The organism is Cetobacterium sp. NK01 (genome assembly GCF_024506395.1).
GTDB lineage: Bacteria > Fusobacteriota > Fusobacteriia > Fusobacteriales > Fusobacteriaceae > Cetobacterium_A > Cetobacterium_A somerae_A.
Genome location: NZ_JANIBO010000002.1, coordinates 530,219 through 555,876, shown reverse-complemented (window position 1 = coordinate 555,876; position 25,658 = coordinate 530,219). Strand labels below are relative to the sequence as shown.

Annotated in this window: 23 protein-coding genes; 14 read left to right on the top strand and 9 right to left on the bottom strand. The window is 30.4% G+C overall.

Annotated features, from left to right (window positions below; translation table 11 throughout):
• Nucleotides 1-11: 11 nt before the first annotated feature.
• A complete protein-coding gene (locus NON08_RS11870) occupies nt 12-467 on the bottom strand; it encodes a threonine/serine exporter family protein (RefSeq protein ID WP_256691799.1) in 456 nt (151 codons plus the stop codon).
• The gene (locus NON08_RS11865; protein ID WP_256691798.1) at nt 464-1,252 is read right to left on the bottom strand and encodes a threonine/serine ThrE exporter family protein; all 789 of its coding nucleotides are present in this window, start codon (nt 1,250-1,252) and stop codon (nt 464-466) included. Before NON08_RS11865 ends, NON08_RS11870 begins: the two co-directional genes overlap by 4 nt.
• Nucleotides 1,253-1,423: 171 nt before the next feature.
• On the opposite strand from NON08_RS11865, the gene NON08_RS11860 reads away from it, so the two are divergent.
• Entirely contained in the window at nt 1,424-2,491 is a 1,068-nt protein-coding gene (locus tag NON08_RS11860; protein WP_256691797.1) for an agmatine/peptidylarginine deiminase, read from the top strand.
• 17 nt (nt 2,492-2,508) lie between these two features.
• A complete protein-coding gene (gene aguB, locus NON08_RS11855; RefSeq protein WP_256691796.1) occupies nt 2,509-3,390 on the top strand; it encodes an N-carbamoylputrescine amidase in 882 nt (293 codons plus the stop codon).
• 37 nt (nt 3,391-3,427) lie between these two features.
• On the opposite strand, the gene NON08_RS11850 is transcribed toward aguB, so the two are convergent.
• A complete protein-coding gene (locus NON08_RS11850) occupies nt 3,428-4,723 on the bottom strand; it encodes an APC family permease (protein WP_256691795.1) in 1,296 nt (431 codons plus the stop codon).
• A 20-nt stretch (nt 4,724-4,743) separates the two neighbouring features.
• Nucleotides 4,744-6,204 (bottom strand): glutamate decarboxylase, encoded by a 1,461-nt coding sequence (locus NON08_RS11845; RefSeq protein WP_256691794.1) that lies wholly within the window; start codon nt 6,202-6,204, stop codon nt 4,744-4,746.
• A gap of 154 nt (nt 6,205-6,358) precedes the next feature.
• Between NON08_RS11845 and NON08_RS11840 the strand changes: the two genes are divergently transcribed.
• From NON08_RS11840 to NON08_RS11795, 10 genes are all read left to right on the top strand, one after another.
• Nucleotides 6,359-7,090, top strand: coding sequence for an FMN-binding protein (locus tag NON08_RS11840; RefSeq protein ID WP_256691793.1), 732 nt, complete (start codon nt 6,359-6,361; stop codon nt 7,088-7,090).
• Between the two features lie 152 nt (nt 7,091-7,242).
• Nucleotides 7,243-8,154, top strand: a complete 912-nt coding sequence (gene rbsK, locus NON08_RS11835) for a ribokinase (protein WP_256691792.1) — start codon at nt 7,243-7,245, stop codon at nt 8,152-8,154.
• 3 nt (nt 8,155-8,157) lie between these two features.
• A complete protein-coding gene (rbsD, locus tag NON08_RS11830) occupies nt 8,158-8,565 on the top strand; it encodes a D-ribose pyranase (protein ID WP_256691791.1) in 408 nt (135 codons plus the stop codon).
• Nucleotides 8,566-10,056 carry a ribose ABC transporter ATP-binding protein RbsA gene (rbsA, locus tag NON08_RS11825; protein WP_256691790.1) on the top strand — a complete coding sequence of 497 codons (1,491 nt, stop codon included), beginning with the start codon at nt 8,566-8,568 and terminating at the stop codon, nt 10,054-10,056.
• Nucleotides 10,057-10,059: 3 nt separating this feature from the next.
• On the top strand, nt 10,060-10,986 hold the full coding sequence (gene rbsC, locus NON08_RS11820; protein ID WP_256691789.1) for a ribose ABC transporter permease: 927 nt from the start codon (nt 10,060-10,062) through the stop codon (nt 10,984-10,986).
• A gap of 23 nt (nt 10,987-11,009) precedes the next feature.
• Complete coding sequence (gene rbsB / locus NON08_RS11815) at nt 11,010-11,888, top strand: ribose ABC transporter substrate-binding protein RbsB (RefSeq protein WP_256691788.1); 879 nt, start codon at nt 11,010-11,012, stop codon at nt 11,886-11,888.
• Between the two features lie 122 nt (nt 11,889-12,010).
• On the top strand, nt 12,011-14,080 hold the full coding sequence (locus tag NON08_RS11810) for a molybdopterin oxidoreductase family protein (protein ID WP_256691787.1): 2,070 nt from the start codon (nt 12,011-12,013) through the stop codon (nt 14,078-14,080).
• Nucleotides 14,081-14,099: 19 nt separating this feature from the next.
• A complete protein-coding gene (locus NON08_RS11805; protein ID WP_256691786.1) occupies nt 14,100-14,507 on the top strand; it encodes a 4Fe-4S dicluster domain-containing protein in 408 nt (135 codons plus the stop codon).
• Nucleotides 14,507-15,769 carry an NAD(P)/FAD-dependent oxidoreductase gene (locus tag NON08_RS11800; RefSeq protein WP_256691785.1) on the top strand — a complete coding sequence of 421 codons (1,263 nt, stop codon included), beginning with the start codon at nt 14,507-14,509 and terminating at the stop codon, nt 15,767-15,769. The genes NON08_RS11805 and NON08_RS11800 overlap by 1 nt, the downstream gene beginning before the upstream one ends.
• Before the next feature lie 17 nt (nt 15,770-15,786).
• On the top strand, nt 15,787-16,728 hold the full coding sequence (locus tag NON08_RS11795) for a TDT family transporter (protein WP_256691784.1): 942 nt from the start codon (nt 15,787-15,789) through the stop codon (nt 16,726-16,728).
• 51 nt (nt 16,729-16,779) lie between these two features.
• Here NON08_RS11795 and NON08_RS11790 read toward each other — a convergent pair whose 3' ends face one another.
• From NON08_RS11790 to NON08_RS11775, 4 genes are all read right to left on the bottom strand, one after another.
• On the bottom strand, nt 16,780-17,568 hold the full coding sequence (locus tag NON08_RS11790; protein ID WP_256691783.1) for an endonuclease/exonuclease/phosphatase family protein: 789 nt from the start codon (nt 17,566-17,568) through the stop codon (nt 16,780-16,782).
• A gap of 8 nt (nt 17,569-17,576) precedes the next feature.
• Nucleotides 17,577-19,214 carry a PTS transporter subunit IIBC gene (locus tag NON08_RS11785; protein WP_256691782.1) on the bottom strand — a complete coding sequence of 546 codons (1,638 nt, stop codon included), beginning with the start codon at nt 19,212-19,214 and terminating at the stop codon, nt 17,577-17,579.
• Nucleotides 19,215-19,236: 22 nt separating this feature from the next.
• Nucleotides 19,237-20,886 carry a glycoside hydrolase family 13 protein gene (locus NON08_RS11780; RefSeq protein ID WP_256691781.1) on the bottom strand — a complete coding sequence of 550 codons (1,650 nt, stop codon included), beginning with the start codon at nt 20,884-20,886 and terminating at the stop codon, nt 19,237-19,239.
• A 136-nt stretch (nt 20,887-21,022) separates the two neighbouring features.
• Nucleotides 21,023-21,994: a LacI family DNA-binding transcriptional regulator gene (locus NON08_RS11775; RefSeq protein ID WP_256691780.1), complete on the bottom strand. Its 972-nt coding sequence runs from the start codon at nt 21,992-21,994 to the stop codon at nt 21,023-21,025.
• A gap of 407 nt (nt 21,995-22,401) precedes the next feature.
• Here NON08_RS11775 and NON08_RS11770 point away from each other — a divergent pair, with 407 nt between their 5' ends.
• The gene (locus NON08_RS11770) at nt 22,402-23,616 is read left to right on the top strand and encodes a molybdopterin molybdotransferase MoeA (RefSeq protein ID WP_256691779.1); all 1,215 of its coding nucleotides are present in this window, start codon (nt 22,402-22,404) and stop codon (nt 23,614-23,616) included.
• Nucleotides 23,609-24,703, top strand: coding sequence for a molybdopterin-guanine dinucleotide biosynthesis protein B (gene mobB / locus NON08_RS11765; protein WP_256691778.1), 1,095 nt, complete (start codon nt 23,609-23,611; stop codon nt 24,701-24,703). The genes NON08_RS11770 and mobB overlap by 8 nt, the downstream gene beginning before the upstream one ends.
• 24 nt (nt 24,704-24,727) lie before the next feature.
• On the opposite strand, the gene NON08_RS11760 is transcribed toward mobB, so the two are convergent.
• Nucleotides 24,728-25,651, bottom strand: coding sequence for a hypothetical protein (locus NON08_RS11760; protein ID WP_256691777.1), 924 nt, complete (start codon nt 25,649-25,651; stop codon nt 24,728-24,730).
• Between the last annotated feature and the right edge of the window lie 7 nt (nt 25,652-25,658).

Below are 25,658 nucleotides of genomic sequence, written 5' to 3'. Positions count from 1 at the left end.
TAAAACTCCTTTTATAAATTTTCGTTTGCTTTCTTTTTTACTATATAATAATAAATTTGAGAGAACGTTGAAACTGTAAGAATTCCAATGGCTATTGACCCTGAAATAATAAAAGTTTCAATTCCCTTGCCTACAGCTCCTGAAATATTATCCTGAACTATGTAATACATAGTATAATAGATTCCACCTCCTGGAACTAAGGGGATCATACTTGGGTATAAAAATGAAACAGTGGGTACTTTTAATCTTCTCGATAAAATTTCTGAATAAATAGTTATTGTAGATGATGCCGCTGTGTATGAAATAAAATATGTAAATCCTCTTGCACTCAACAAGCTATATACCAACCAACCAATTCCTGCTCCAAAACTACCATATAAATTTTTCTTCCCTCGAACATTAAATATTATTCCAAATCCATATGTTGCAACAATTGATGCTATAACTTGGACTATTATAGTACTCACAATAGACCTCCTAATGTTTTTATTATAGATAAGGTTATTCCTGATCCTATAGCTAAGGCTGTTCCCACCATAAAAGCTTCCACTCCTCTGGCAATTCCAGAAACCAAATCTCCTGTTATTAAGTCACGAATTGAATTTGTAAAAGCAATTCCTGGTACAAGTAACATTAATGTTGAAATTATAGTTACTGAAATTTCAGGTATTATTCCTAATAAAAAACAGATATATGCTGAAAATGAGCAAGCCATTCCTCCAACTAAGTTTAAAAAGAATTTATTTATCATTAATTTAGCTGAAAAATATCCTAAAAAAGACACTGATATCGCCCCAATTATAGAAGCTATACAACTACCTCTATCTCCACCAAAATAATACGCAAAAGCTCCTGCTGCTATACAGTTTCCTATTAAAACATAGAAAAATCTATAAGGTTTTTCATCATCTATCTCTTTAACTTTTTCTAAAAACTCTTTAAATTTGTAGCTCTCTATATCCCTTACTAAAGAACTTAATTTAGATATCTTTTCTACATTTATAGTTCTCATTCTAATTTTTTCTATATTTGTAAAAAATCTTCTCTCTCTTCCTCTTATAGTTGTTAAAATACTCGATAGCACAGCAAAAGAGTTAGATTCAAGTCCATAGTGATTACAGATCTTATCAACCATATCTTCAGCTCTGTAAGTTTCTCCTCCTGATTCTAATATCAACTTCCCCACATAACTTGCTAAATATAAAATGTCATTTTCATTAATGACAGTTAAATCCTCTCTTAGATTATCCATATCTATCACCCAATTATATTTTACTTAAATATTCCGCTATCTATGTTCTTTTCCTTGAAATTTTATATCTTTTTAAATTTTATTAGTTTTTTTATCAAATAAAAAAGAAATTTCTTAAATAGAATGAATAATTTAAATAAATTGTTATTTTATACTTAGGAGGTTTGTATTATGTTTGGAAGTTTTGATAAAACACCCAAAGAACTCGGCTACAGAATGCCTGGAGAATGGGAAAAAAGAAGACGTACTTTTATGCAGTGGCCCGTTAGAGATGGAAAAAATGGTGGCACTTCTATTTGGCCAAATGGAGTTGATGCTGCTAAAGTAGGTTACGCCCATGTTGCTAAAACAATCGCTGAATTCGAAGAGTTAGTTATGATTGCTCCTGCTGAACTTTTAAATGAAGTTAAAGAGATGTGTGGAGAAAAAGTAAAGGTTTTATCTCTTCCCATTGATGATTCTTGGGTTAGAGATAATGGCCCTACTTTTTTATTAAATGATAAGCAAGAAGTTGCTGGTGTTAAATGGCGATTTAATTCTTATGGTGAAAAATATCAACCTCATTATAACGATGGAAAAGTTCCTTATCACTTAGGTATTTTTTATGATACACCTATTTTTACTTCACCGTTATCTTTAGAAGGTGGTGGAATTCATTCTGATGGTCAAGGAACTATTTTAACTACAGAATCAGCAATAATCACTCAATCTAGAAACCCTAATTTCACAAAAGAACAGATTACAACTCTTCTAAAAGAATACTTAGGTGCAGAGCAAATTATTTGGTTAAAATCTGGATTATATGGCGACTTAACTGATGGACATGTTGACAATACTGCTTGTTTTGTAAAGCCAGGTGTCATAATGATTCAAGCTTGTTATGATAAACACGATCCTGATTATGAAATTTTTCAAGAAAATATGAAAACTTTAAAAGAGTTTAAAGATAGATCTAGTGGAATGCCTTTTGAAATTATTGAAATTGAAAAACCTCCTATTAGATATTATGATGGGCAGCTTTTAACACTAAGCTATATTAACTATCTTCCTGTAACAGGAGCAGTTATTGTTCCTATATTTGGAGGAGATGCTAAAGAAACTGATAAAAAAGCATTAGAATTAATTCAAAAAGTTTACCCAGATAGAAAAGTGGTTCCTGTTGATGGAATGCCTATTATTCTTGGTGGTGGTTGTGTTCACTGTATCACTCAACAAATGCCATATGGAAAAAGCTTTTAATAACAAGGAGGATTAAAATGAAAAAAGTAAAAGTAGCAGCAATACAAATGTCTTTTGGATGGGATGTTGATGAAAATATAAAAAAAGCTGAAAAGCAAGTTAGAGCAGCAGCTGCAGAAGGTGCTCAAATAATATTACTTTCTGAACTTTTTGAAAGAGTTTATTTTTGTGCAAAAGAAAAAGCTGAATACATGCAGTTTGCTACAGAGTTAGAGTTAGATACTGCAGTTAATCATTTTAAAAAAGTTGCAAAGGAGTTACAAGTTGTTCTTCCAATAAGTTTTTATGAAAGAAAACATGGTGCAAGATATAACTCTATTGCTATAATAGATGCTGATGGAGAAATTCTAGGTATTTATAGAAAAAGTCATATACCACATGATGTAAGTGGATACCAAGAGAAATTCTATTTTAATATTGGAGATACTGGATTTAAAGTTTGGGAAACTAAATATGCTAAAATAGGAGTTGCTATATGCTGGGATCAGTGGTTCCCTGAATCTGCAAGATGCATGGCATTAATGGGTGCTGAAATTTTATTCTATCCAACAGCTATTGGATCAGAACCAAGTGACCCTACTATGGATACAAAAGATCACTGGCAAAGAGTTATGCAAGGTCATGCTGGAGCTAATTTAACACCATTAGTATGTGCTAACAGAACTGGACAAGAATATGTTGATGAAGTGGGAGTTAAATTCTATGGTTCATCATTTATTGCAGATCATACTGGTGCTAAAATTTCAGAAATGGATAGAGATTCAGAAGGATTTGCTATAGCTGAACTAGATTTAAAAGCAATTGATGATTACAGATCTTTCTGGGGATTATTTAGAGATAGAAGACCAGATCTATATGACGCTATTTTAACTCTTGATGGCGAACATAAATTTAAATAAATAAAAAAGGATGTAGTTGAAGAATTACATCCTTTTTTTATTGTTGTTTTTCCATTTGTTTTTTTGCATAAGTTATATATAGTACAGCTCCAATAACAAGTCCAATCACTATAAAAAATAGATTCTCATAAGATGAATGACTTAATAACCATATTGAAAGAACTATTGCAATTATAGGAACAATAGGTCCTAATGGTATTTTATACAGAGCTTTTAATTTTCTTTTTCTAAAAACAAGAACAGATCCAGCAGTTGATATAAATTCAATTAAACGTGCTATAACTGTAAGACTAGCTAAAAAAATAAAATTTCCATACAAAGCTAAACTTATTGTTATTGCTGTTGTTAATAAAATTGCAAATCCTGCCGTTCCAAATCTTCCCTTTTTATTAAATAATTCAGGAACATATTTACTATCTGCTAAAGCTTGAATTGATCTTGGAGCAATAAAAGAAAGTGCTATAGTTATTCCACCTATTGAAACTAACGTTGCAATTGTAATAAAAAGAAAACCTGAGCTTCCAAATACTGCTGCTGTTGCTGATGCTATTGGAACAGATGTCATTCCTAATTTAGGACCTAATAGTCCAATACAAACTATCATAACTAATAAATAAAAAATTGAACAGAATACCATAACCCAAATTATTGCTTTTGGTAAATTCTTAGTTGGATTTTCCATATCCTCTGCTGCTACAGCTAGTAAGTCAAATCCTGTAAAAGCATAAAATATAACCAATGTAGCCACTCCTAAATTTCCAGTAGAAAGTCCTAACTCTATTTTGGGAATCAGTGGCATAAAATCTGATCCCTTTATAAAAAATATTCCTACAAAAACAAAAAGTAACAGTGGTAATAATTTGCTAACTGTTATTAAATTATTTAATATTTTTGAAAACTTAACTCCTAAATAATTTAACACACCTAAGAAAACTCCAATAGCTATAACGAAAACCTTATTGTAATAAGGATCAACAGCTAGGGGGTATACTCCCCCTAAAGCTGTTAAAAACCCTTGAATTTCTGCTGACCAGCTTACAATTCCTATAAACCATGCAAAAATTCCTATTTCAAATCCCACAAAATTTCCATAAGCTTCCTTAGCATAAACAAATGACGATCCATTTTTATCAAATATACTTGCTGTTTCAGCAAAACAAAGAGCTAAAAATAGTGCTAAAATAGCATTTATTAAAATTACTATTAAACTAGCTAATCCTACATCTGCATAAGCTTTATTGGGTAAAAGAAATATTCCTGATCCAATTATTGAATTTATTCCTAAAAAGAAAATACTCCAAAAGCCAAGTTTATTACTTGTTAACTCTTCCATAAGTACACCTCTTTTTTAAGCTATTTTTTCAATAATCTTTTTTCTGTATGAGTATAACCAGCTACATGGTCCTCAGTTTTTTCAATCTCTTTTTTCACTGTCATATGTTTATCTAAATAATCTATTGATTCTTTCATATCTTGAAGTAGTAATGAAATTTGTTCCATACTTTGGTCAGCTCTTGCTAAAACTCTCATCAGTGTTACATTTTCTAAATTTTTTGGTAATGGATAAGCTGGTAATTGCCATCCGTAATATCTTAATCTATCTGATAGATCATACTCTGTCCATGCTCTTTTTGGATCATCTTTTAACATCCAAGAAACAATAGGAATATTTTCTCCATTATTTAATATTTTAAATATTCCTAATTTTTCTAGTCCTTTTACTAAGAATAACCCTACATCTCTTGATTTTTCATGTACAGCTTTATATCCTTCTTTACCCCATCTTACAAAGTTGTAATATTGAGCCCATATTTGGCTTCCTGGTCTTGAGAAGTTTATTTGGAATGTTGGTTCAAAAGCTCCTAAATATGCTACTTTAAATAGTAACTCCTCAGGTAAATACTGTTTATCTCTCCACATTACCCATCCTAGACCTGGATAAACTAATCCAAACTTATGTCCTGATGTACTTATTGAAACTACATTTTTTAATCTGAAATCCCAAGGTAATTCTGGATTTACAAATGGTAAATATAGACCTCCTGAAGCTGCATCTACGTGAATTGGCACTGATAATTTAGCTGTTTTATTATACTCTTCTAACTCTTTATCAAGAGCAACTATATCATCAAATGTTCCTGTGTATGTTATACCCATTATTGGTACTATTCCTATTGTATACTCATCACAAGCTGCTACTGCATCTTTTGGATCAAGATATAACTCATCTAAAGATTTCATAGGAATCTCTCTTAATTCTACATCCCAATATACGCAAAACTTTTCCCAAACTACTTGGAATCCTGAACTTACTACTAAATTTGGCTTTTTAGCGTTTATATCTATTCCTAAAGCTGCCGCTCTTTTTCTCCATCTAAACTTCATTGCCATTCCACCTAGCATACATGCTTCTGATGAACCAACTGTGGAAGTTCCCATGTATTCTTCATCAGCTGGAGCATGCCATAAATCTGCAATAATATTAACACATCTTTTTTCCACTTCTGTTGTTTGTGGATATTCAGCTTTATCTATTGCATTTGTAGCAATTGCATCTATCATAACTTGCTTTGCTTCTGGTTCCATATATGTTTGAACAAATGTTGCTAAGTTATATCTTGGATTTCCATCATGCATCATTTCATCTGCTATTAATCTATATGCTATATCTGGATTAATAGCCTTATCATTCATTTTTTCTCTTGGTAACACATGAGCTGATTCATAACTTCCAAATAATGGTGTTGTTGAACTGTCAGGAGCAAATTGATATTCATTTTCTTTTTCTTCTCCAACTTTTCTTTTGTGTAACATAAAAACCTCCTATTTTAATTTATTTTCTATGCTCAATTATTCTTCTTATTTATTGAAATTCCTTTATAAAAAATTTTTTTCTTGTTTTTTTTAAAAAAATAAAGTATATAGGTAATAACTAGCAACTATTCTATTTTCAAAAGGAGTGATTTTAATGATAAAAAAATGGTTACCCTTATCTTTTTCCGCCCTTCTAATTTGCGGATCAATAACCTCTTTTGCAGCTGAAACAAAAGTATATCAAGGTTTAGGACATTCAACAAACTTTAGAGTTGGTCCTGGTAAAGATAGCGAGGGACAACAAGTTTATAGCTTTAACTATGTAGATGCTGCTGTACTTTTTGATGCTGATGGAAAAATTATAAATGCTGTAGTCGATGCTTTAGAAGTTAGCTCACCTAATTATGATGGTGAAAGTATGCCACATTTTTCAGGTTGGCCTGGAACTGAAGGGTATAACTTAACTGATCATAAAACAAAAAAAGTTGTAGGTAAAACTGAAAATACTCCTGCTAATGCAACTAATGAAGTTGATAATTGGAAAACTAAAAGAGAGCGTGGAGCTACCTATGGGATGAATCCTAAAAATGAATGGGATGAACAAATGGATTTTTTCCAAGAAAAATTCAAGGGAAAAACAGTTGATGAATTAGAAATCATTTTCACAAAATTATATTCAGACGTTAATGGTAGACCTCTAAAAGAAAATAGTAGAAATGAAAAAGATAAAGAAAAATATAGTAAATTAACTGAAGCTGAGAAAAAAGAAGTTGCTGATATCACTGCTGGAGCTACAATGAGTTTAAGAGACAGTCATGGGGATATTTTAGGTGCACTAAAAAATGCATATGAAAATCGTGTTGAAGTAACTATTCCAACTAAATAACACTAAAAATTACTGAAACTTTTCACAAAGTTTCAGTTTTTATTTTATTGACATTGCTTTTTTAGTGTGCTAAATTAATTGTATAGAGTATTTTTTAAACTTATTGTGTACACTATTTGATCGGAATAATTATTTTTTAAGGAGATTTTAAAATGAAAAAAATTGTTGTTGTTGGAAGCATTAACATGGATTTAGTTACAATTTGTGAAAGAGCACCTCGTGGTGGTGAAACTCTTTTAGGTAAAAAGTTCATGCAAATCCCTGGTGGAAAAGGAGCTAACCAAGCTGTTGCTATGGGGAAGATGAAATCTCCAGTTTCTATGCTAGGAAAAATAGGAAAAGAGGGTATGGGAGATATTCTTTTAGATTCTATGAAAAAAGATGGAGTTGATGTTTCTAATATAGAATATTGTGATGAAGCTACGGGTATTGCTAAAATCATAGTAGAAGATAACGGACAAAATAGAATTATTGTTGTTCCAGGAGCTAACTACCAAGTGGATAACTCTTATATAGATAGACATTTAGATACTATTAAAAACTGTGATATTCTTGTTACTCAACTTGAAATCCCTATGGAAACAGTTAAATATTCATTAAAGAAAGCTAAAGAGCTTGGAAAAATAACTATTTTAAATCCTGCTCCTGCTAATAAATTAGATGAAGAGATTATCTCAAATTCTGATTACATAATTCCTAATGAAACAGAGTTAGAGATTTTATCTGGAATACCTGTTACTGATGAGGAAAGCGTAATAAATGCTGCTAACATCCTTTTAGACAAAGGTGTTAAAGGACTTATCGTTACTTTAGGAAGTAAAGGATGTATGTTTATAAGTAAAACAGAGAGAAGATCATTCCCTGCTTATAAAGTTAAAGCTATTGATACAACTGCTGCTGGAGATAGTTTCATTGGTGGTTTTGTAAATGGACTTGCTTCTGGTCTAACTTTTGAAGAAGCTATAGATAGAGGAACTAAAGTTGCTGCTATATCTGTTACTAGAATTGGTGCTCAAACTTCGATACCAACTCTTGAAGAAGTATTAAATTTTAAAGGAGAATAGATTATGAAAAAAGGAAAACTTTTAAATAGTGAACTTTCTTATGAGATTGCTAAAATAGGTCATACATCTCATATTACACTTTGTGATGCTGGACTTCCATTTCCAAAAGGTGTAAAAAGAATAGATTTAGCTATTGAAGCTGGATACCCTAGCTTTATAAAAACTTTAGATGCAATTTTAAGTGAAATGATGGTTGAAGAGATTGTTTTAGCCTCTGAAATTAAAACTATTAATCCTAAAGTTTACAACGAAATTTTAGAAACTTTCCAAAAAAATGGAATGAACCCTAAAATTGTTGAGGTTTCTCATACAGAGTTTAAAGAGATTACAAAAGAAAGTGAAGCAATTGTTAGAACTGGAGAGTGTACTCCATATGCAAATATTATTTTAAAGTCAGGAGTAGTTTTCTAAATGAATAAAGAGATTGTTTTACAAATGAAAGATATCTGTAAATCTTTCCCAGGTGTAAAAGCCCTAGACGGTGCTTGTTTAAACGCTTATAAAGGAAGAGTTATGGCTTTGATGGGAGAAAACGGTGCTGGAAAATCAACACTTATGAAAATAATGACTGGTATCTACAGTAAAGATTCAGGAACTGTTTTCTATCATGGACATGAAGTTACTTTTAAAGGAACTAAAGATTCTCAAGAAGCTGGTATTGCTATTATTCACCAAGAGTTAAATCTAATTCAACATATGAGTATAACTGAGAATATATTTTTAGGAAGAGAACTTACAAACAGTTTTGGAAAAATAGATTGGAATCTTATGCATAGAGAAGCTAGATCTATTTTAGATCTTCTTAATGTTGAAGACAGTGAAAAAACTTTAATAAAAGATTTAACAATAGGTAAGATGCAAATGGTTGAAATTGCCAAAGCTCTTTCACAAAACGCTAAACTTATTGTTATGGATGAACCTACAGATGCATTAACTGATAAGGAAACTGAAAGTCTTTTCAAGGTTATTAGAGAGCTTACATCAGAAGGGAAAAGTATTATTTACATATCTCATAGATTAAAAGAGATTCCTGCTATTTGTGATGATATAACTGTTTTAAGAGATGGTAAGTTTATCTCTGAAGCTGAAGTTAAAGATATTGATGAAAACTATATTATTGAAAAAATGGTTGGAAGAACTTTAAGTGAGCAGTTCCCAAATGTTTCTGTAACTCCTGGAGCTGAGGTTTTAAAAGTTGAAAACCTTTGTGGTAAATATGTTAAAGATGCCTCTTTCACTTTGAAAAAGGGAGAGATTTTAGGTATTGCTGGTCTTATGGGAGCTGGAAGAAGTGAACTTGTAAAAACTATTTATGGATATTATAAAAAATCCTCTGGTAAAGTTTTTATAGAGGGACAGGAGGTTTCTATTGAATCTCCTGAATCTGGTGTAAACCATGGAATCGCCTACGTTTCAGAAGATAGAAAAGGAGATGGACTTGTATTAGGATTAAGTGTTAAAGAAAATATGACTCTTTCATCTTTAAAATTCTTCTCAACTAGATTAGGTTTAAATAAAAATGCTGAAAACAAATCTGTTGATGAATATATTGAAAAATTTGGAGTAAAAACTCCTTCACCTAATCAAATTATTAAAAACTTAAGTGGTGGAAACCAACAAAAAGTAGCTATTGCAAAAGCTCTTTTAACTAATCCTAAAATTTTAATTTTAGATGAACCAACTAGAGGAGTTGACGTTGGTGCTAAAAAAGAGATCTATGATGTTATTAATGAGCTAAAGAAAAAAGGTCTTAGTATTATTATGATATCTTCTGAAATGCCAGAAGTAATGGGACTAAGCGATAGAATTATGGTTATCCATGAACACAAAATAAGTGGAACTCTATCTAAAGATGAGTTCACTCAAGAAAAAATAATGAGATATGCAGTAGGAGTTGAATAAATAATGTTAAAAAAAATATATAACAATAAGCCTCTAATTGGTTTAATTGTTTTCTCTATAATAGTTTCATTTTTAAACCCAAGGTTTTTATCAGTTAATAATATCTTAAACGTTTTAAGACAAACGTCTATAAATTCAGTTATTGCTATTGGAATGACTTTAGTTATTTTAACAGGTGGAATTGATCTTTCTGTTGGTTCTATTTTAGCTTTAACTGGAGCTTTTGGAGCAAGTTTAATAGCTAATGGTGTAAATCCAATTTTAGCTATTGTTATTGCCATTGTTATTGGTGGACTTTTTGGAATCTTTAATGGTTTACTTATATCGTATGCTAAACTTCAACCGTTCATAGTTACTTTAGTTACTATGACTCTTTTAAGGGGAGCTACTTTAGTTTTCACTGATGGTAAGCCAATCCCTGTAAGAGATGGTGGAGATTTCTTTGATAATATTGGTGGAGGTTACTTCTTTGATATTCCTATTCCAATATATATTATGATTGCTCTTTTCATTGCTGGATACTATATACTAAATAATATAAAATTTGGTAGATATATCTATGCTATTGGTGGAAATGAAGAAGCTACTAAACTTTCAGGAGTAAATACATCTAAATATAAAACTTTAGTTTATGGTGTTTGTGGAGCTCTTTCAGCTTTAGCTGGAGTTATCGTAACTTCTAGACTTGGTTCTGCTCAACCTACTGCTGGATCTGGGTATGAACTTGATGCTATTGCTGCAGTTGTTCTAGGTGGAACATCTCTTGCTGGTGGAGTTGGAACTATTGCTGGAACTGCTCTTGGAGCAATTATTATTGGTGTTCTAGGAAACGCTCTAAATCTTTTAAATGTATCATCTTACTATCAGATGATGGTTAAAGCTTTAGTAATTCTTATCGCTGTTTTAATCGATAAAAAATCTTCTAAATAAATTTTATGGGTGGTGTAATAATTATGAAAAACAAATTAAGATTTTTAGGACTTATGGTTCTTGCTTTAGGTATGGGGACAATTGCTGAAGCTGCTAAAGTAGGATTAGTTGTTTCTACACAGGATAATCCTTTCTTTGTTACTCTTAAAGAGGGAGCTGTTTCTAAAGCAAAAGAGATGGGACATGAGATTGTTGTTTTAGATTCTCAAAATGATCCTTCTAAAGAGTTAGGAAATGTTGAAGATCTACTTGTTAAAGGTATCGATGTTCTTTTAATAAATCCAACTGATTCTGATGCTGTTGTATCAGCTGTTAAAGCTGCTAACCGTAATAAAGTTCCAGTGGTAACTTTAGATAGAGCATCTAATGGTGGAAAAGTAGTTACTCACATCGCTTCTGATAACGTTGCTGGTGGAGAGTTAGCTGGAAACTTCATAGTTGAAAAATTAAATGGAAAAAATAATAAAGTTGTAGAGTTAGAAGGAATCCCTGGTACAACTGCTGCTCGTGATAGAGGAGAAGGATTTAACAAGGTTGCTCAGAATAAACTAGATATCGTTGCGAAACAAGCTGCTGATTTTGATAGAACTAAAGGACTTAATGTTATGGAAAATATTTTACAAGCTCAGCCTGAAGTTAATGCTGTTTTCGCTCATAATGATGAGATGGCCCTTGGAGCTCTAAAAGCTATTGAAGCATCTGGAAAAACTGATGTTATAATCGTTGGTTTTGATGCCACTGAAGATGCAGTGAAAGCTGTTAAAGAGGGTAAACTTGCTGCAACTGTTGCTCAAAAACCAGCAGAGATTGGTGCTAAAGGAATTGAAGCAGCTGATAAAATTGTAAAAAAGGAAACAGTTCCACAGTTTATGCCTGTTGAACTAGAACTTATAACACAATAGTTTTAAACATTTTTAGAATTAATTTTAACCTTTTTTATAGTAGTGTGACTAAAATCACACTACTATTTTTTATTAACAAGTATTATTATATATAAATACTTGTATACCAAGGAGGAGAGAATATGAATAAAATTCAAACAACTTGCAACTACTGTTCGTTAGCATGTAACATGGATTTCTACGTTGAAGACAATAAAATTAAAAAAGTTATTCCTACAGAAAAATATCCAGTGAATAAAGGATTTAGTTGTATTAAAGGTCTAAATCTAGATAAACAACTTACATCAGGTGATTTTCCTAAAAATCCCTTATTGAAAACTACAAATGGAAGAGAGGAGATTTCATGGGATAAAGCTTATAGTTTTTTTAGTGAGAAACTAAAAGCAATTGTTGAGAAACATGGAAAAGAAAGTGTAGCTTGTATAAGTACTGGACAACTAGCTTTAGAAGAGATGGCTTTAGTTGGTCATGTTTTTAGAAACTTTGTAGGTGGACAACTTGATGGAAATACTAGACTTTGTATGGCTACATCTGTTGTTGCACATAAACAAAGCTTTGGATTTGATGCTCCTCCTTATACACTAAACGATTTAGAGCTTTCTGATACTATTATTTTTACTGGAGCTAACCCTGTTGTTGCTCACCCTATCATTTGGGATAGAGTACGTAAAAATAAAAATAAGAAAGTTATTGTTATTGATGTTCGAAAAAGTGAAACAGCTCAAAACGCTGATTATTTCTTCTGCATAAAACCTAAGAGTGATATTGTTTTATATTACACTATTGCTAACTATTTAATTAAAAATAACTGGATTGATAATAACTATATTGAAAAATATTCAGAAAATTTTGATACATTTAAAGAGCATGTTTCGAAATTCTCTATTGATGATATAGAGGAAAAAGTGGGAATAACTAAGGATGAATTTTTAACTTTAGCTAAACTTATTCATGAAGGAGATGCTGTATCTTTCTGGTGGACTATGGGAATCAACCAAAGTTATCAAGCTGTTAGAACTGCTCAAGGTATAATTAACTTAGCTGTTATGACTGGAAATATAGGTAGACCTGGAACTGGAGCTAACTCTATTACAGGTCAATGTAATGCCATGGGATCTCGTCTTTTCAGTAACACAACTGGATTATACGGTGGTGGAGAGTACACTGATGAGGCCAAGAGAAAGATTGTTGGAGATGCTTTAGGATTAGACCCAGCTATTTTCCCAACAAAACCTACTCTTCCTTACAATGTTATTATTGAAAAAATAATTTCTGGAGAGATAAAAGCACTTTGGATTCTTTGTACAAACCCGAGACACTCTTGGACTAACAACACTCAATTTGCAGAAGCGATTGAAAAGTTAGATCTTTTTGTTGTACAAGATCTATATCCAAATACTGATAGTTCTGAACTTGCAGACCTTTTCTTACCAGTAGTTTCTGGAATAGAAAAAGAGGGAACACTTATTAATACAGAAAGAAGAATATCTAAATTAAATCCTGTTATTCCTAAACCTGAAGGATCTTTTAGTGATTTTGAAGTTATATACAATGTTGGAAAAGCTTTAGGTATGGGAGATCTTTTAGATGGATGGGAAACTCCTGAAGCAGTTTTCAATAAAATGGTTAAAGTTACAAAGGATACTCCTTGTGATATGACTGGAGTTAGCTATAAACTTCTAGAAAATGGATATGGTGTTCAATGGCCATTTAAAGAGGGTGAAACTTTAGTTGATAACGAGAGAAGATTATTTGAAAATGGAGAGTACTATACACCTAATAAAAAAGTTAAATTTGTATTTGAAGATGTAGCAGAAAATCCTGTTCCTACAAATGAAACTTATCCTTACGTTTTAAATACTGGAAGAGGAACTGTTGGACAGTGGCATACTCAAACTAGAACAAAAGAGATTACATATGTTAATGATTCAACTTCAGATAACTCATATATCTATATCTCTAAAACTCTTGGTGAAGAGCTTGGTATTGAATCACAAGATGAAGTTTTAGTTAAATCTATAAATGGTAGAAGTAGTAAGTTCTTAGCATTGACTACTGATAATTTACCTCATGATGTTTTATACGCACCTATTCATTATATAGAAACAAATAATTTAACACTTTCTATATATGATCCATACTCTAAGGAGCCTTCATACAAATATGCTCCAGTTTCTATTGAAAAAATCTAAAAGCAAAGGAGAGATTAAATTGAAAAGAATAAAAATAGATAGAAGTAAATGTATCGGTTGCTTAACTTGTGTTAGTGCCTGCTTAGTTTCTCACGATTCTGCTGACTCTAGAAATAGAGTTGTTTTAAGTAGTGATTTTAAATTTTCTCCAATCTTTTGTAGAAATTGTGATCTTCCTGAGTGTGTTTATACTTGTATGAGTGGAGCTATGAGAAAAGATTCTGAAACAGGATATGTCACTTATGATAAAAACAAATGTGCTAGTTGTTATATGTGCATAATGGCTTGCCCATATGGAACTTTAAAAGAGGATAAAGCAACTAAAAAAGAGATTATGAAATGTGATATGTGTAGCCATGATCCTGATGGACCACAATGTGTTGCTAAATGTCCTATGGCTGCAATTACTCTTGAGGAGGTAAAATAATGAAATATGTTATAATTGGAGCTTCTGCAGCTGGTATTAATGGAGCTGAAAACTTAAGAGCTTTAGATAAAAATGCAGAGATTATATTAATATCTAAAGATACTAATATCTACTCAAGATGTATACTTCACCACTACATTGGAGGAATGAGGGATTTAGATGGTATCAATTTTGTAGATAAAGATTTCTTTGAAAAAAACAATATCAACTGGCTTAAAGGAAGAGAGGTTATCTCTTTAAATGAAAAGGAGAAAACTATTACTTTAGATGACAATGAAGTTGTTTCATACGATAAAGTTTTAATTGCTTCTGGATCTAGACCATTTTTTCCACCTATTGAGAATATAAATGGGAAAGAAAATGTTGTGGGATTAAAATCTTTAGATGACTGTAATAAAATTATAGAGATTGCTGCAAGAGCAAAAAACATTGTTGTCATTGGTGCAGGTTTAATTGGTATGGACGCAATTAGTGGCCTTATTCATAATAAAAATGTCCATGCTAATCTATCTTTAGTTGAAATGTCTAATAGATTACTACCATTACAACTGGACAAAGAAGCATCTATAACTTATGAAAAAAAATTAGTTGAACATGGTGTAAAACTATTCTTTGATTCAAAAGTTACAAAACTAAATATAAATCCAAAAAATCCTAATCTAATTAACTCTTTAAGTTTATTAGATGATGGTAGAGATGTTGAGCTTCTAGCTGATTTAGTTATTGTTTGCGCCGGAGTAAAACCAAATGTGGAGTTTTTAGAAAATACATCAATAGAATACAATAAAATTGGACTTCTTTTTAATGAAAAAGGTGAAACTAATGTTAAAGATGTGTATGGAGCTGGAGATATTAGTGGCAATGGTACTATCTGGTCTGTTGCAGTAAAAGAGGGTATAGCTGCCACTTCAAATATGGCAGGAAAAACTAGAGTTATGGATGACTTTTTCTTTGCTAAGTCAACTATGAACTTCTTTGATATTCCAACTTTATCTTTAGGTTGTTTACATATTTACGAAAAGACAGAGGGAATGATTATTGATTCTATTAGAGAAAGAGATGGTGTCTACAAAAAAATTGCTCATAAAGATGGTAAAATATATGGTGCTATTATTCAGGGAGACCTTTCATACACTGGTGTTTTAACACAACTAATCAGACTTAATATTGATATCTCAAAAATTAAAAAATCAATTTTTAAAATTGATTACTCTGATTTCTTCAATATAAATTCTGAACTTGAGTTTGAGTATAAAAAATAAAATATAAGGAGATTATAATGATTAAAGAGACAATTGATAGGTTAGAGCGTTTCCCTGTTGGGGCTATTGCTACAACTGTTGGGGCGTGCACTCTTGCCAATGCCTTTTTATTACTAAATTTTACTTACCTTAGAAATATCTTCATGATTATTGGTATTGTAGTATTTATTTTAGCAACTATAAAGATTTTTAGACATAAAGAGGCCTTTCTAGCTGAGTATAACAATACAATTCCTGCTAGTTTATATGGTACATACTCTATGTTAGCTATGATTATTGGAGCATTTTTGCTTCCATACAGTCCTTTTTTAGGAAAGAATCTTTGGCTTTTTGGTGTATTTTTTCATGCTTTTGCTATATGCATTTTTACCTATAGAAATGTTATAAAAAACTTTAACATTGATACTTTTGTTCCAAGTTGGTTTGTAACTTATAACGGAATTATGGTTTCTATAGTTGTAGGTGGAGCTATGGATGAACCAGTTATTTCTAAGTGGGTTTTAATTTATGGAGTACTTGTATTTTTCACAATAATTCCATTTATGATTAGAAGATTAATTATAAAACCTTTACCTGATATGGTTTATCATACAAAAGCTATTTTATTAGCACCTTCAAGTCTTTGTGCTATTGGTTATTTAAATGTGGTTAAAGAGCCTAACATGTATATTGCACTCTTCCTATATGGAATTGTCTTTGTAACACTTATTTCAATACTTTTAAGTATTCCTAAATTCTTTAGCTTTAATTTCCACCCTGGTTTTGCAGGAACTACCTTCCCTATGGCCGTTGGAACTGTAGCTTCTTTTAGAATGAGTGCTTACTTAGCTAGTATAAATCTACCTGTATACTCTAACGTTGTCAGAAATATTGCTGGTATTCAACTTTATGTTACAACAGGAATCATAGTATTCGTTTTCTATAACTTCTTAAAAAAAGTTAAACCTTCAGCTAAATAAAAAACAAATAGAAAAAGGATTGAGCTACACTTTAGCTCAATCCTTTTGTTTTTATATCTCTATAGTTACCCCAAAGTGATCTGAAATAACATCTTTATTTTTTCCATTAAAAATAACTTCACTTGACTTTACACTGCACTCTTTATTGGTAAATATAAAATCAATTCTTTTTGGGCTACTACACTTTCCTTCCCAGCCAGCAATAAGTCCTGGAACTGTTATACCATCATCTTTTTTTAAAGCTTCTACATATGTATCCTTTAAACCTCTTTTTAAAAGATAATCATACCCTTCACCCTTTATATCTGCACTATTATTAAAATCCCCCATTAAAAAATATCTATTTCCTCTTTCATTGGCAAAATCCAATAGATCATCTATCTGTTTTTCAAATGGATTATCACTATCATTCCACCATCCCATATGACAACTATAAAAATCTATTATCTCCCCAGAAACTATTTTTGAAACCATTGTAAATTTTCTAGTTTTCCAAAAGTTTGTATCTTTAATAACGCCTATAAAATCTCCAAAAGTCTCTTTTGCCTCTCCTTTGAAAAGAATGCCTGTTCCTTCATGAAATATATCATACCCAACATGATGATAATCCCATCTATAATTATACTCAGCTTCTTGTTTTTTTAATTCTTTACATAGTAAATCTATAAAATTCCCCTCTCTTATATCCTCATATAAAATTTTATCCTCTTTTAATTGATTTACCTCTTGTAAAGCTATTATATCGTAATTTTCTTCTAATATTATTTTTGCTAAGTATTTCATTTTATCTATTTGATTCTTTTCCTGCCAAGAGTGACAGTTTAGTGTTAATAGTTTCATTTTAAATTTTATCTCCCTAGTATATCAATTATTTTACATTTTAGTATATCTGCTTTAGGACCATAGATAGCCTGGACTCCACAATCTTTTATTATTAGTCCTATAGATCCTGTTTTCTTCCACATAGTTTTATCTCCAACTGCTTCTGCATTTTTTACAGTAACTCTAAGTCTTGTCATACATGCATCTACTTCAACTATATTTTCTCTTCCTCCAAGAAGCTCAATTATTCTAACTGGAATCTCCTCTTGATCACCAGTTGTTTTTACTTTTTCATCACTACTCTCTTCCTCTTCGTCAATATAATTTCCTCTTCTTCCTGGAGTTGGTAAATCATATTTTTTTATAATTACATTGAACAACCAGTAGTTTGCAAAGAAAAATCCTCCACTTACTATTACAAAGTTTATTAAATCTTTATATAATCCCGCCTTCATCATTAAAGGTATACGAGAAAGTAGTTCTAAAAATCCAAAAGAGTGAACTCTTAAAGAGATTATATCCACTAGAGCAAAGGCAAGTCCTGTTAAAATTGCATAAGCTACATATAATACTGGTGCCACAAACATAAACATAAATTCAATTGGCTCTGTTACTCCTGTTAAAAATACAGCTAACATTGAAGAGATAAATATTGTTTTATACTGTGTTTTTTTATCGCTATCAACATTATTTAGCATAGCTAATCCAATTCCTAAAAGAGAGGCAGTTGACAATATTACTTGACCAGCTTTAAATCTAGCTGGAACAACTGTATCTAAAAGATTTTTATATCCCGTCATATCTCCTGCTGCTTTCAAGTTATTTAAATCAGTTATCCAAGCTAGCCAGATTGGATCTTGTCCAGCAATTGTACTTCCCACTGCAGTTCCTGTTAAAACTTGATATGTTCCACCTAGTTCTGTATAATTCATAGGAATTGTTAGCATATGATGTAATCCAAATGGTAATAACAATCTCTCTAAAGCTCCATATATAAATGGTGCTATTACTGGTGCTGTATTTCTAGAAGTTGCAATCCATTCTCCAAAGCTGTTTAGTCCCCACTGAACAAATGGCCATACTAATGCTAAAATTGTTGCCATAACAAATGACCCAAATATTACCACAAATGGTACAAATCTTTTTCCATTAAAAAATGCTAAAGATTTTGGTAGTTTATCAAAATTTTGATATTTATTAAATAGCACTGCTCCTAAAAATCCTGAAAGTATCCCCACAAAAACTCCCATATTTAAAGATGGTGCTCCCATAACCATTGTAAAATAATTCTTTACTAATAGCTCTTGTCCTGTTAACGATGTAATAACTGCTTCTGGATTATTCAACATCGCTGAATTTATTCCAAATATAGCTCCTGTTATTCTATTTGTTAATATAAAAGCTATAACCCCTGCAAAAGCTCCTCCAGCTTTTTCTTTTGCCCATGATCCTCCAATAGCTGCTGCAAAAAGAATATTTAAATTTACTATAACTCCCCATCCCATATCCTCTATTATTCTTCCAATCATAGATAAACCACTTGTCCCAAGAAGTTTTCCTATTGATACCATAAGTCCCGCTGCAGGCATAACTGCTATTACAACTATTAAAGCTTTTCCTAATTTTTGCCAAAAATCAAATGATATTAAACTTTTCTTTTTCATTTTAACTTCTCCCCTATATTAATTAGATTTTATAAACTACACTTTCATATGGTCTTACAATATAATTTTCTAGCTTTTTATCAATTGTTTTATAATTAGATATTATAATATCTTCATTTTTTATATTAAATTCTGAAAGATTTAAAGTTTTTTCATTTTCACTAAGATTAGATAAAATTAAATATCTCTCTCCATCTAACTCTCTAAGATAAGCAAATATATGTTTATCCTCTTCTAAAACTAATTTAAATTTTCCGTGAGTTAAAGTTTTATTATTTTTCTTTAAAGATATCAATTTTTTATAGTGATTATATATTGAATTTTTATCCTTTATCTGATCTTCTACATTAATTTTTTTATAGTTTTCATTTACTTTTAACCAAGGTGTTCCTGAAGTAAATCCACCATTTAGTTGATTATTCCATTGCATTGGAGTTCTAGCATTGTCTCTAGAAGTATTCGATAAAATCTCTAAAACTTCTTTTTCACACATCCCAGCCTCTAATTTCTCTTTTCCTTCGTTTACACTCTTTACATCTTGAAACTCTGAAAGAGAATTAAATATTGTATTTGTCATTCCAATCTCTTGACCTTGATAGATAAATGGAGTTCCCTTTTGTAAAAAATATGTTGTTGCAAACGCTTTTGCTGATTCTAACCAGTATTTACCATCATTTCCCCATGTTGATGTACTTCTAGGAATATCGTGATTTTCAATAAAAAGTGCATTCCAGCCCTTTCCTTCTAAAGAGACTTGCCATTTATTTAAAACATCTTTGTATGCCTTTGGACAAAATTCTGTATCACCTTCATAATCCCATAATTTCAGATGTTCAAATTGGAATATCATATTGAACTTTCCATTTTCACTTCCAACCCATTCATCTGCATTTTCTGCATCTACTCCATTTGCTTCTCCAACAGTTACTATATCATATTTATCAAAAGTATTTTCCTTTAACTCTTTTAAGTAATTTTGAATTCCATTTACATTCATATGCATATCAAAAGAATCTACAAATTTTTTCTTTTCAGGATTTGGCATATCTGGGAATCCATCAGCCTTTTTTATATGACTTATGGCATCTACTCTAAATCCATCTATTCCCTTATCTAACCACCAGTTCATCATATTATAAATTTCTTTTCGCATCTCTTCATTTTCCCAGTTTAGATCTGGTTGCTTTCTAGAAAATAGATGTAAATAATATTCATCTGTTTTTTCACATTTTTCCCAAGCAGATCCTTTAAAAATGCTCTCCCAATTGTTTGGTTCTTCATCATTTTTTCCTTCTCTCCAAATATACCAATCACGCTTTGGACTATCTTTAGACTCTTTTGCTTCTATAAACCAAGGGTGCTCGTCACTTGTATGATTTATAACAAGATCTATTATTAATTTCATCTCTCTTTTATGAGTTTCTTCTAAAAGTCTATCAAAATCTTCCATTGTTCCAAACTCTTCTAAAATATCTCTATAATCACTTATATCATAACCGTTATCATCATTAGGACTTTTAAAAAATGGTGAAACCCAAATTAAATCAATTCCCAATTCTTTTAAATAATCTAATTTTTCTATTATTCCATTTATATCTCCAATTCCATCCCCGTTGGAATCTTTAAAGCTTCTTGGATAAATTTGGTATCCAATTAATTCTTTCCACCACATTTTAACTCTCTCCTTAAAATTTTTGCATCTTTGTGCAAACGTTTGCTCTTTTTTCTTATTTTAACATTAAAATTTATATTTGTCTAGATACAAAACAAAAAAGTTGTAAAAAAAGTATTACAACCTCTTTTACAACTTAATTTAATTCTATATCTACAACTTTGCTGTTCATTTTTGACTCTTCTAAAATATTATCTATCAATATATTAACTGCCTCTACTCCTAGTTTTTCAGGTTTTATATCCAGTAAAAAAACTTTATTCTTCCAAATACCTTTTAAATTTGTTCTATTAAAGCTTCCTATATTTATATTTTCTATATGAAACTTTTCTAAATACTCTAAAAATCCTTTTAAAAGATTATCATCTGATATTATAAAATTTTTACAATTTCTTTCTGAAAAACTTATTTCTGCCAACCTAAAACCCTCTTCTCTAGAAAAATCTTTTCCTAGATATACATGACTTTCTATTTTCAGTTCTTTACAAGCTTTTTTAAACCCTTCAACTCTATTAACTGTCACAGTTAAGTTTTTATCTCCCCCAATAAAAACTGCATCTGTTTCCCCTTTTGGAATAACCTTTTTTACCATGTCATAAGTTGCCTTTAAATTGTTATTATCTACCCATGAAACCCCGTCTTTTTCCTCTGGCTCTCCTACAATTACAAATGGAAACTCTAGTTCTTTTAAGTATTTTATACTTTTATCCTGTTTTCTTGTGGACATTAAACAAATTCCGTCAACTAATCCACTTTCTACCAATTTTTTTGTTCCTTCATACTCCTCTTTTTCATTTTTACAAAAATCATACATTATATAATAGTCTCTTTCTTTCCCTTTGAAACTAATCCCTTGCATCACTTCTATAAAAAATGGGCTAGAGAAAAGTGTTATTGCTTCTTTTGGCATTATCACACCTAAAATCCCTGTTCTTTTTTTTACCAATCCTCTTGCCATTATATTGGGTTTATAGTTTAATCTTTCAATAGATTCTCTAACTTTCTCTTTTGTACTCTCACTTATTTTTGGATTGTTAGATATTACTCTTGAAACTGTTGAAACTGATACCCCCGCATCTGCTGCAATCTCTTTTATTGTTACTTTCATCAGTTGACGCTCCCTTATCTTTTCTATTTTCTATATTATATCTAAATTTTCAATATTTACAAAATTTTTTTTAATAAAGATACCTGTATATATACTCGAAACCCACTTTTTTGTACTTTTAAAATGTTACTTTTTATAAAAAAGTGTCCTTTTAAAAAACAATTATTTTTTTTTGATATTTTTTTTGAAAAAGTCCATAAAAATGACTGTTTTAAACTAATTTTAAAGCTTTTATTTTTTATTTCCTTAAGGATTTATCACTCCATAAATTTTCGTCGTATAAGCTCATAAAACCCCTATTTTAGGCGTTGTATTACATTGTAATACACTTTGTAATACACTTTGATTAATAACTCTAAAATATGTTATAATTACTAATAGCTGTAAATTTCAATGGAGGTGAAAATATGGAGCAAATCAATTTAGAAAATGCAATTGAAATTTTATTAGAAAATGTAAAACCCTTAAAAGAAATAGAAGAAAAATATATTTTAGATAGTTTAGGATTTGTTTTGGCTGAGGATATAATTTCTCCTCTGAATAATCCACCATTTAATCGTTCTCCCTTAGATGGATTTACCTTTAATAATTTAGATACCTTAGGAGCCACAAAAGAAAATCCCGCTGTTTTTAAAGTAATTTCTGAAATCTTTGCTGGAGATTTTTCAGAAGAAAATTTTAAGCCTAAAGAAGCTTTTAGAATAATGACTGGAGCTCCCATTCCAAACAACTGTAACTGTGTTATAAAACAAGAGGAAGTATTCTTTGATGAAAATACTAAAGTTTTAAAAGTCTATAGAGAGTTAAAAGAGTTTGAAAACTTTTGTTTTTTAGGTGAAGATTTAAAAGTTGGAGAAATTGTTATAAAAACAGGAGAGATCATCACATATAATCATATTGGTGTTCTTGCCTCTTTAGGAATAAACTCTATTAAAGTGTTTAAAAAACCTAAAGTCGGTATTTTGAGTCTTGGAAGTGAATTACTTATGCCAGGGACGCCCTTAGAAAAAGGCAAAATCTATAACAGTAACCTTTTTACTCTTATTAGCAAACTAAAACATTTAGGGTTAGATGGAGTTATGTATCCTCCTATGAGCGATGACTCAGTTTGTGTTGCTAATTTCATTTCTAAAGAACTTAAAAATATTGACTTCTTAATAACTACTGGAGGGGTTTCAGTGGGAAAAAAAGATATTATGCATGACGTAATTAAAGAACTTGGTGCTAAAAGACTATTTTGGAAAATTAATATTCAGCCTGGAACTCCTGTTCTAGCCTCTAAAAAAGATGAAAAGCTTATCCTTTCTCTTTCTGGTAATCCTTTTGCATCTTTAGTTAATTTTGAACTTCTTGGAAGACCTATTTTATCAAAAATGAGTCTTAATAGTATAAAAAATACTAACTCTACAGTTGCTATAGTTAAAGGTGGCTTTAATAAAAAATCTTCTAAACGAAGATTTATTAGAGGATATTTTAATGATGGAAATGTTTTTTTAAACGATGACAAACATTCTTCAGGTAGTATTTCATCTCTTATTGGAAAAAATGCCATTGTTGAAATTTTACCAGATACTCCAGCTTTAAAAGAAGGGGATAAGGTTAAGGTGATTTTAATTGATTAAAATTAAAGATATTAATGTTTTAATCTTAGCTGGGGGTAAAGGAAGTCGAATGAATTATTGCAATAAAGCTTTACTTAAATATAATAATATAACTTTTTTAGATAGATTAAAAACTCTTTTTTCTGATTTTAGTAAAATCTATCTATCTTTAAATAGTAATCAAAATATTATAAGTGAAGATTTTATTAGAGTTGATGATGATTTTCAAGAAATTGGTCCTATCTCTGGACTATATAAAGGAATTTCTGAAAGTGATTTAGATTATATTTTCACTCTTCCATGTGATGTTCCAAATTTAACAAAAGATTTTATAGAATATATATCAAGTTTCGTTTCTCCTTACCACGATGCTTTTATAGTTAAAGATAAAGATGGTTTTATTCATCCCCTCCTTGGGATATATACTAAAAAAGCTCTTCCTATAATTAAAGATGCTATTGAAAATAAGGACTTTAAAGTTTTAAATCTCATAGAAAAACTTGATGTTAAATTTATTGATTTAAAATACACTATTTTTGATGATAAAGAGATTTTAAAAAATATAAATACTCCTGAAGATTTTAACTCTTTATTTAAAAATAAAAATACCAATTTTTTTGCAATCTCTGGTGTTAAAAACTCTGGAAAAACAACTTTAATAACTAAGCTTTTAAAGAAATTTGTAGAAAAAGGATTTAAAGTTGGAACAATTAAACATGATGGACATGATTTTCAAATGGACAACTTAGATTCTGATACTGATAAACATGTTAAATCTGGAGCTTCAGGAACACTAATATTTTCTAAAAGTAAGTATATGTTTTTAGAAAACTCTCCTGAAAAAAGTTTAAATTTTTATCTTCAATATTTTAAAGATTATGATTTTATAATTTTAGAGGGATTTAAAAATAGTGATTTTCCTAAAATAGAGGTTATTAGAAAAGATGTTTCAACAGTTAGTCAATCTAATAAAAATAATCTAAAATTTTTAGTAAGCGACTTAAAATCTATTGAAAATAGTGGTGATCTAGATATTGTAGACATAAATGATACTGAAACTATTTTTGATAAAATAATCAATATATCAAAAAAAGATGGCCTAATATAATAAAATAGGCCATCTTTTTCTTAGTTAATCTTTTTTTAAAAAATAAAATTCTATAAATCTATAAATAGTATATAAAACTGATATTGTAGTCACTGCTATTTCAATCCAAGCTAGAAAAGAAAAACTTGAATATAATTTTCCAAATCTTGTTGCAGCTGTTACACTTATTGTTAAAGGGAATGTAAATGCTGCAAAAGTTGGAGCAAAAGGTAACGCTTTTGCTCTAAGAACTCCCATCCAAGCTGTAAATGTTCCTGTAAAAGCAGCTATTGCTAAAAGACATGCCACTGTTTGATTTACATTAAAAATTCCACTTAAATACCCTGCTAATAAAAGATTTACTGGTGCCGCTACCACTGGAATAGTAATTCTATATTTATTTTCAAATCCAAGTCTTATTCCCCTTATTATTATAATTGGAAGCAAAACAATAATTGAAATAAGTCCTATCCACCAAAATGATTTAGCCCATGGATCAAATCCCATATTTTTAGCAGTTACAGCTACTGTTATTATTCCACCATATGTAACAAACCATCCAAAATGAAATTCTAAAAGCTTTCCTAATTTTATTCTATAATAAGTAAATGTAAACCAGATAATAAGATGAACTAAAGAAGCTATAAACCATATCATTCTTCCTACTTCAGGATTATATCTATATATATATGTAGATATTATTAAAATTGCCATGTCTAAAGATGTTATAACTGCTCCTCTCATAGTATCCTTTATATCATCTAAAAAAGAGTTATAACAAAATATTATTTTACAAATATAACCACCTACTAAAATTAAAGATATTAATATTGTTATTATAAATATATATTCTCCGTATTTATAACCTATCCCTTCCCAAGCTGAACCTAAACCAACTATACCAAGTCCTAAAGCTGAAGCTCCTGATGGATACTTTTTTAATCTGTCTACTAAACTCTCTCCTGCCATATATCCT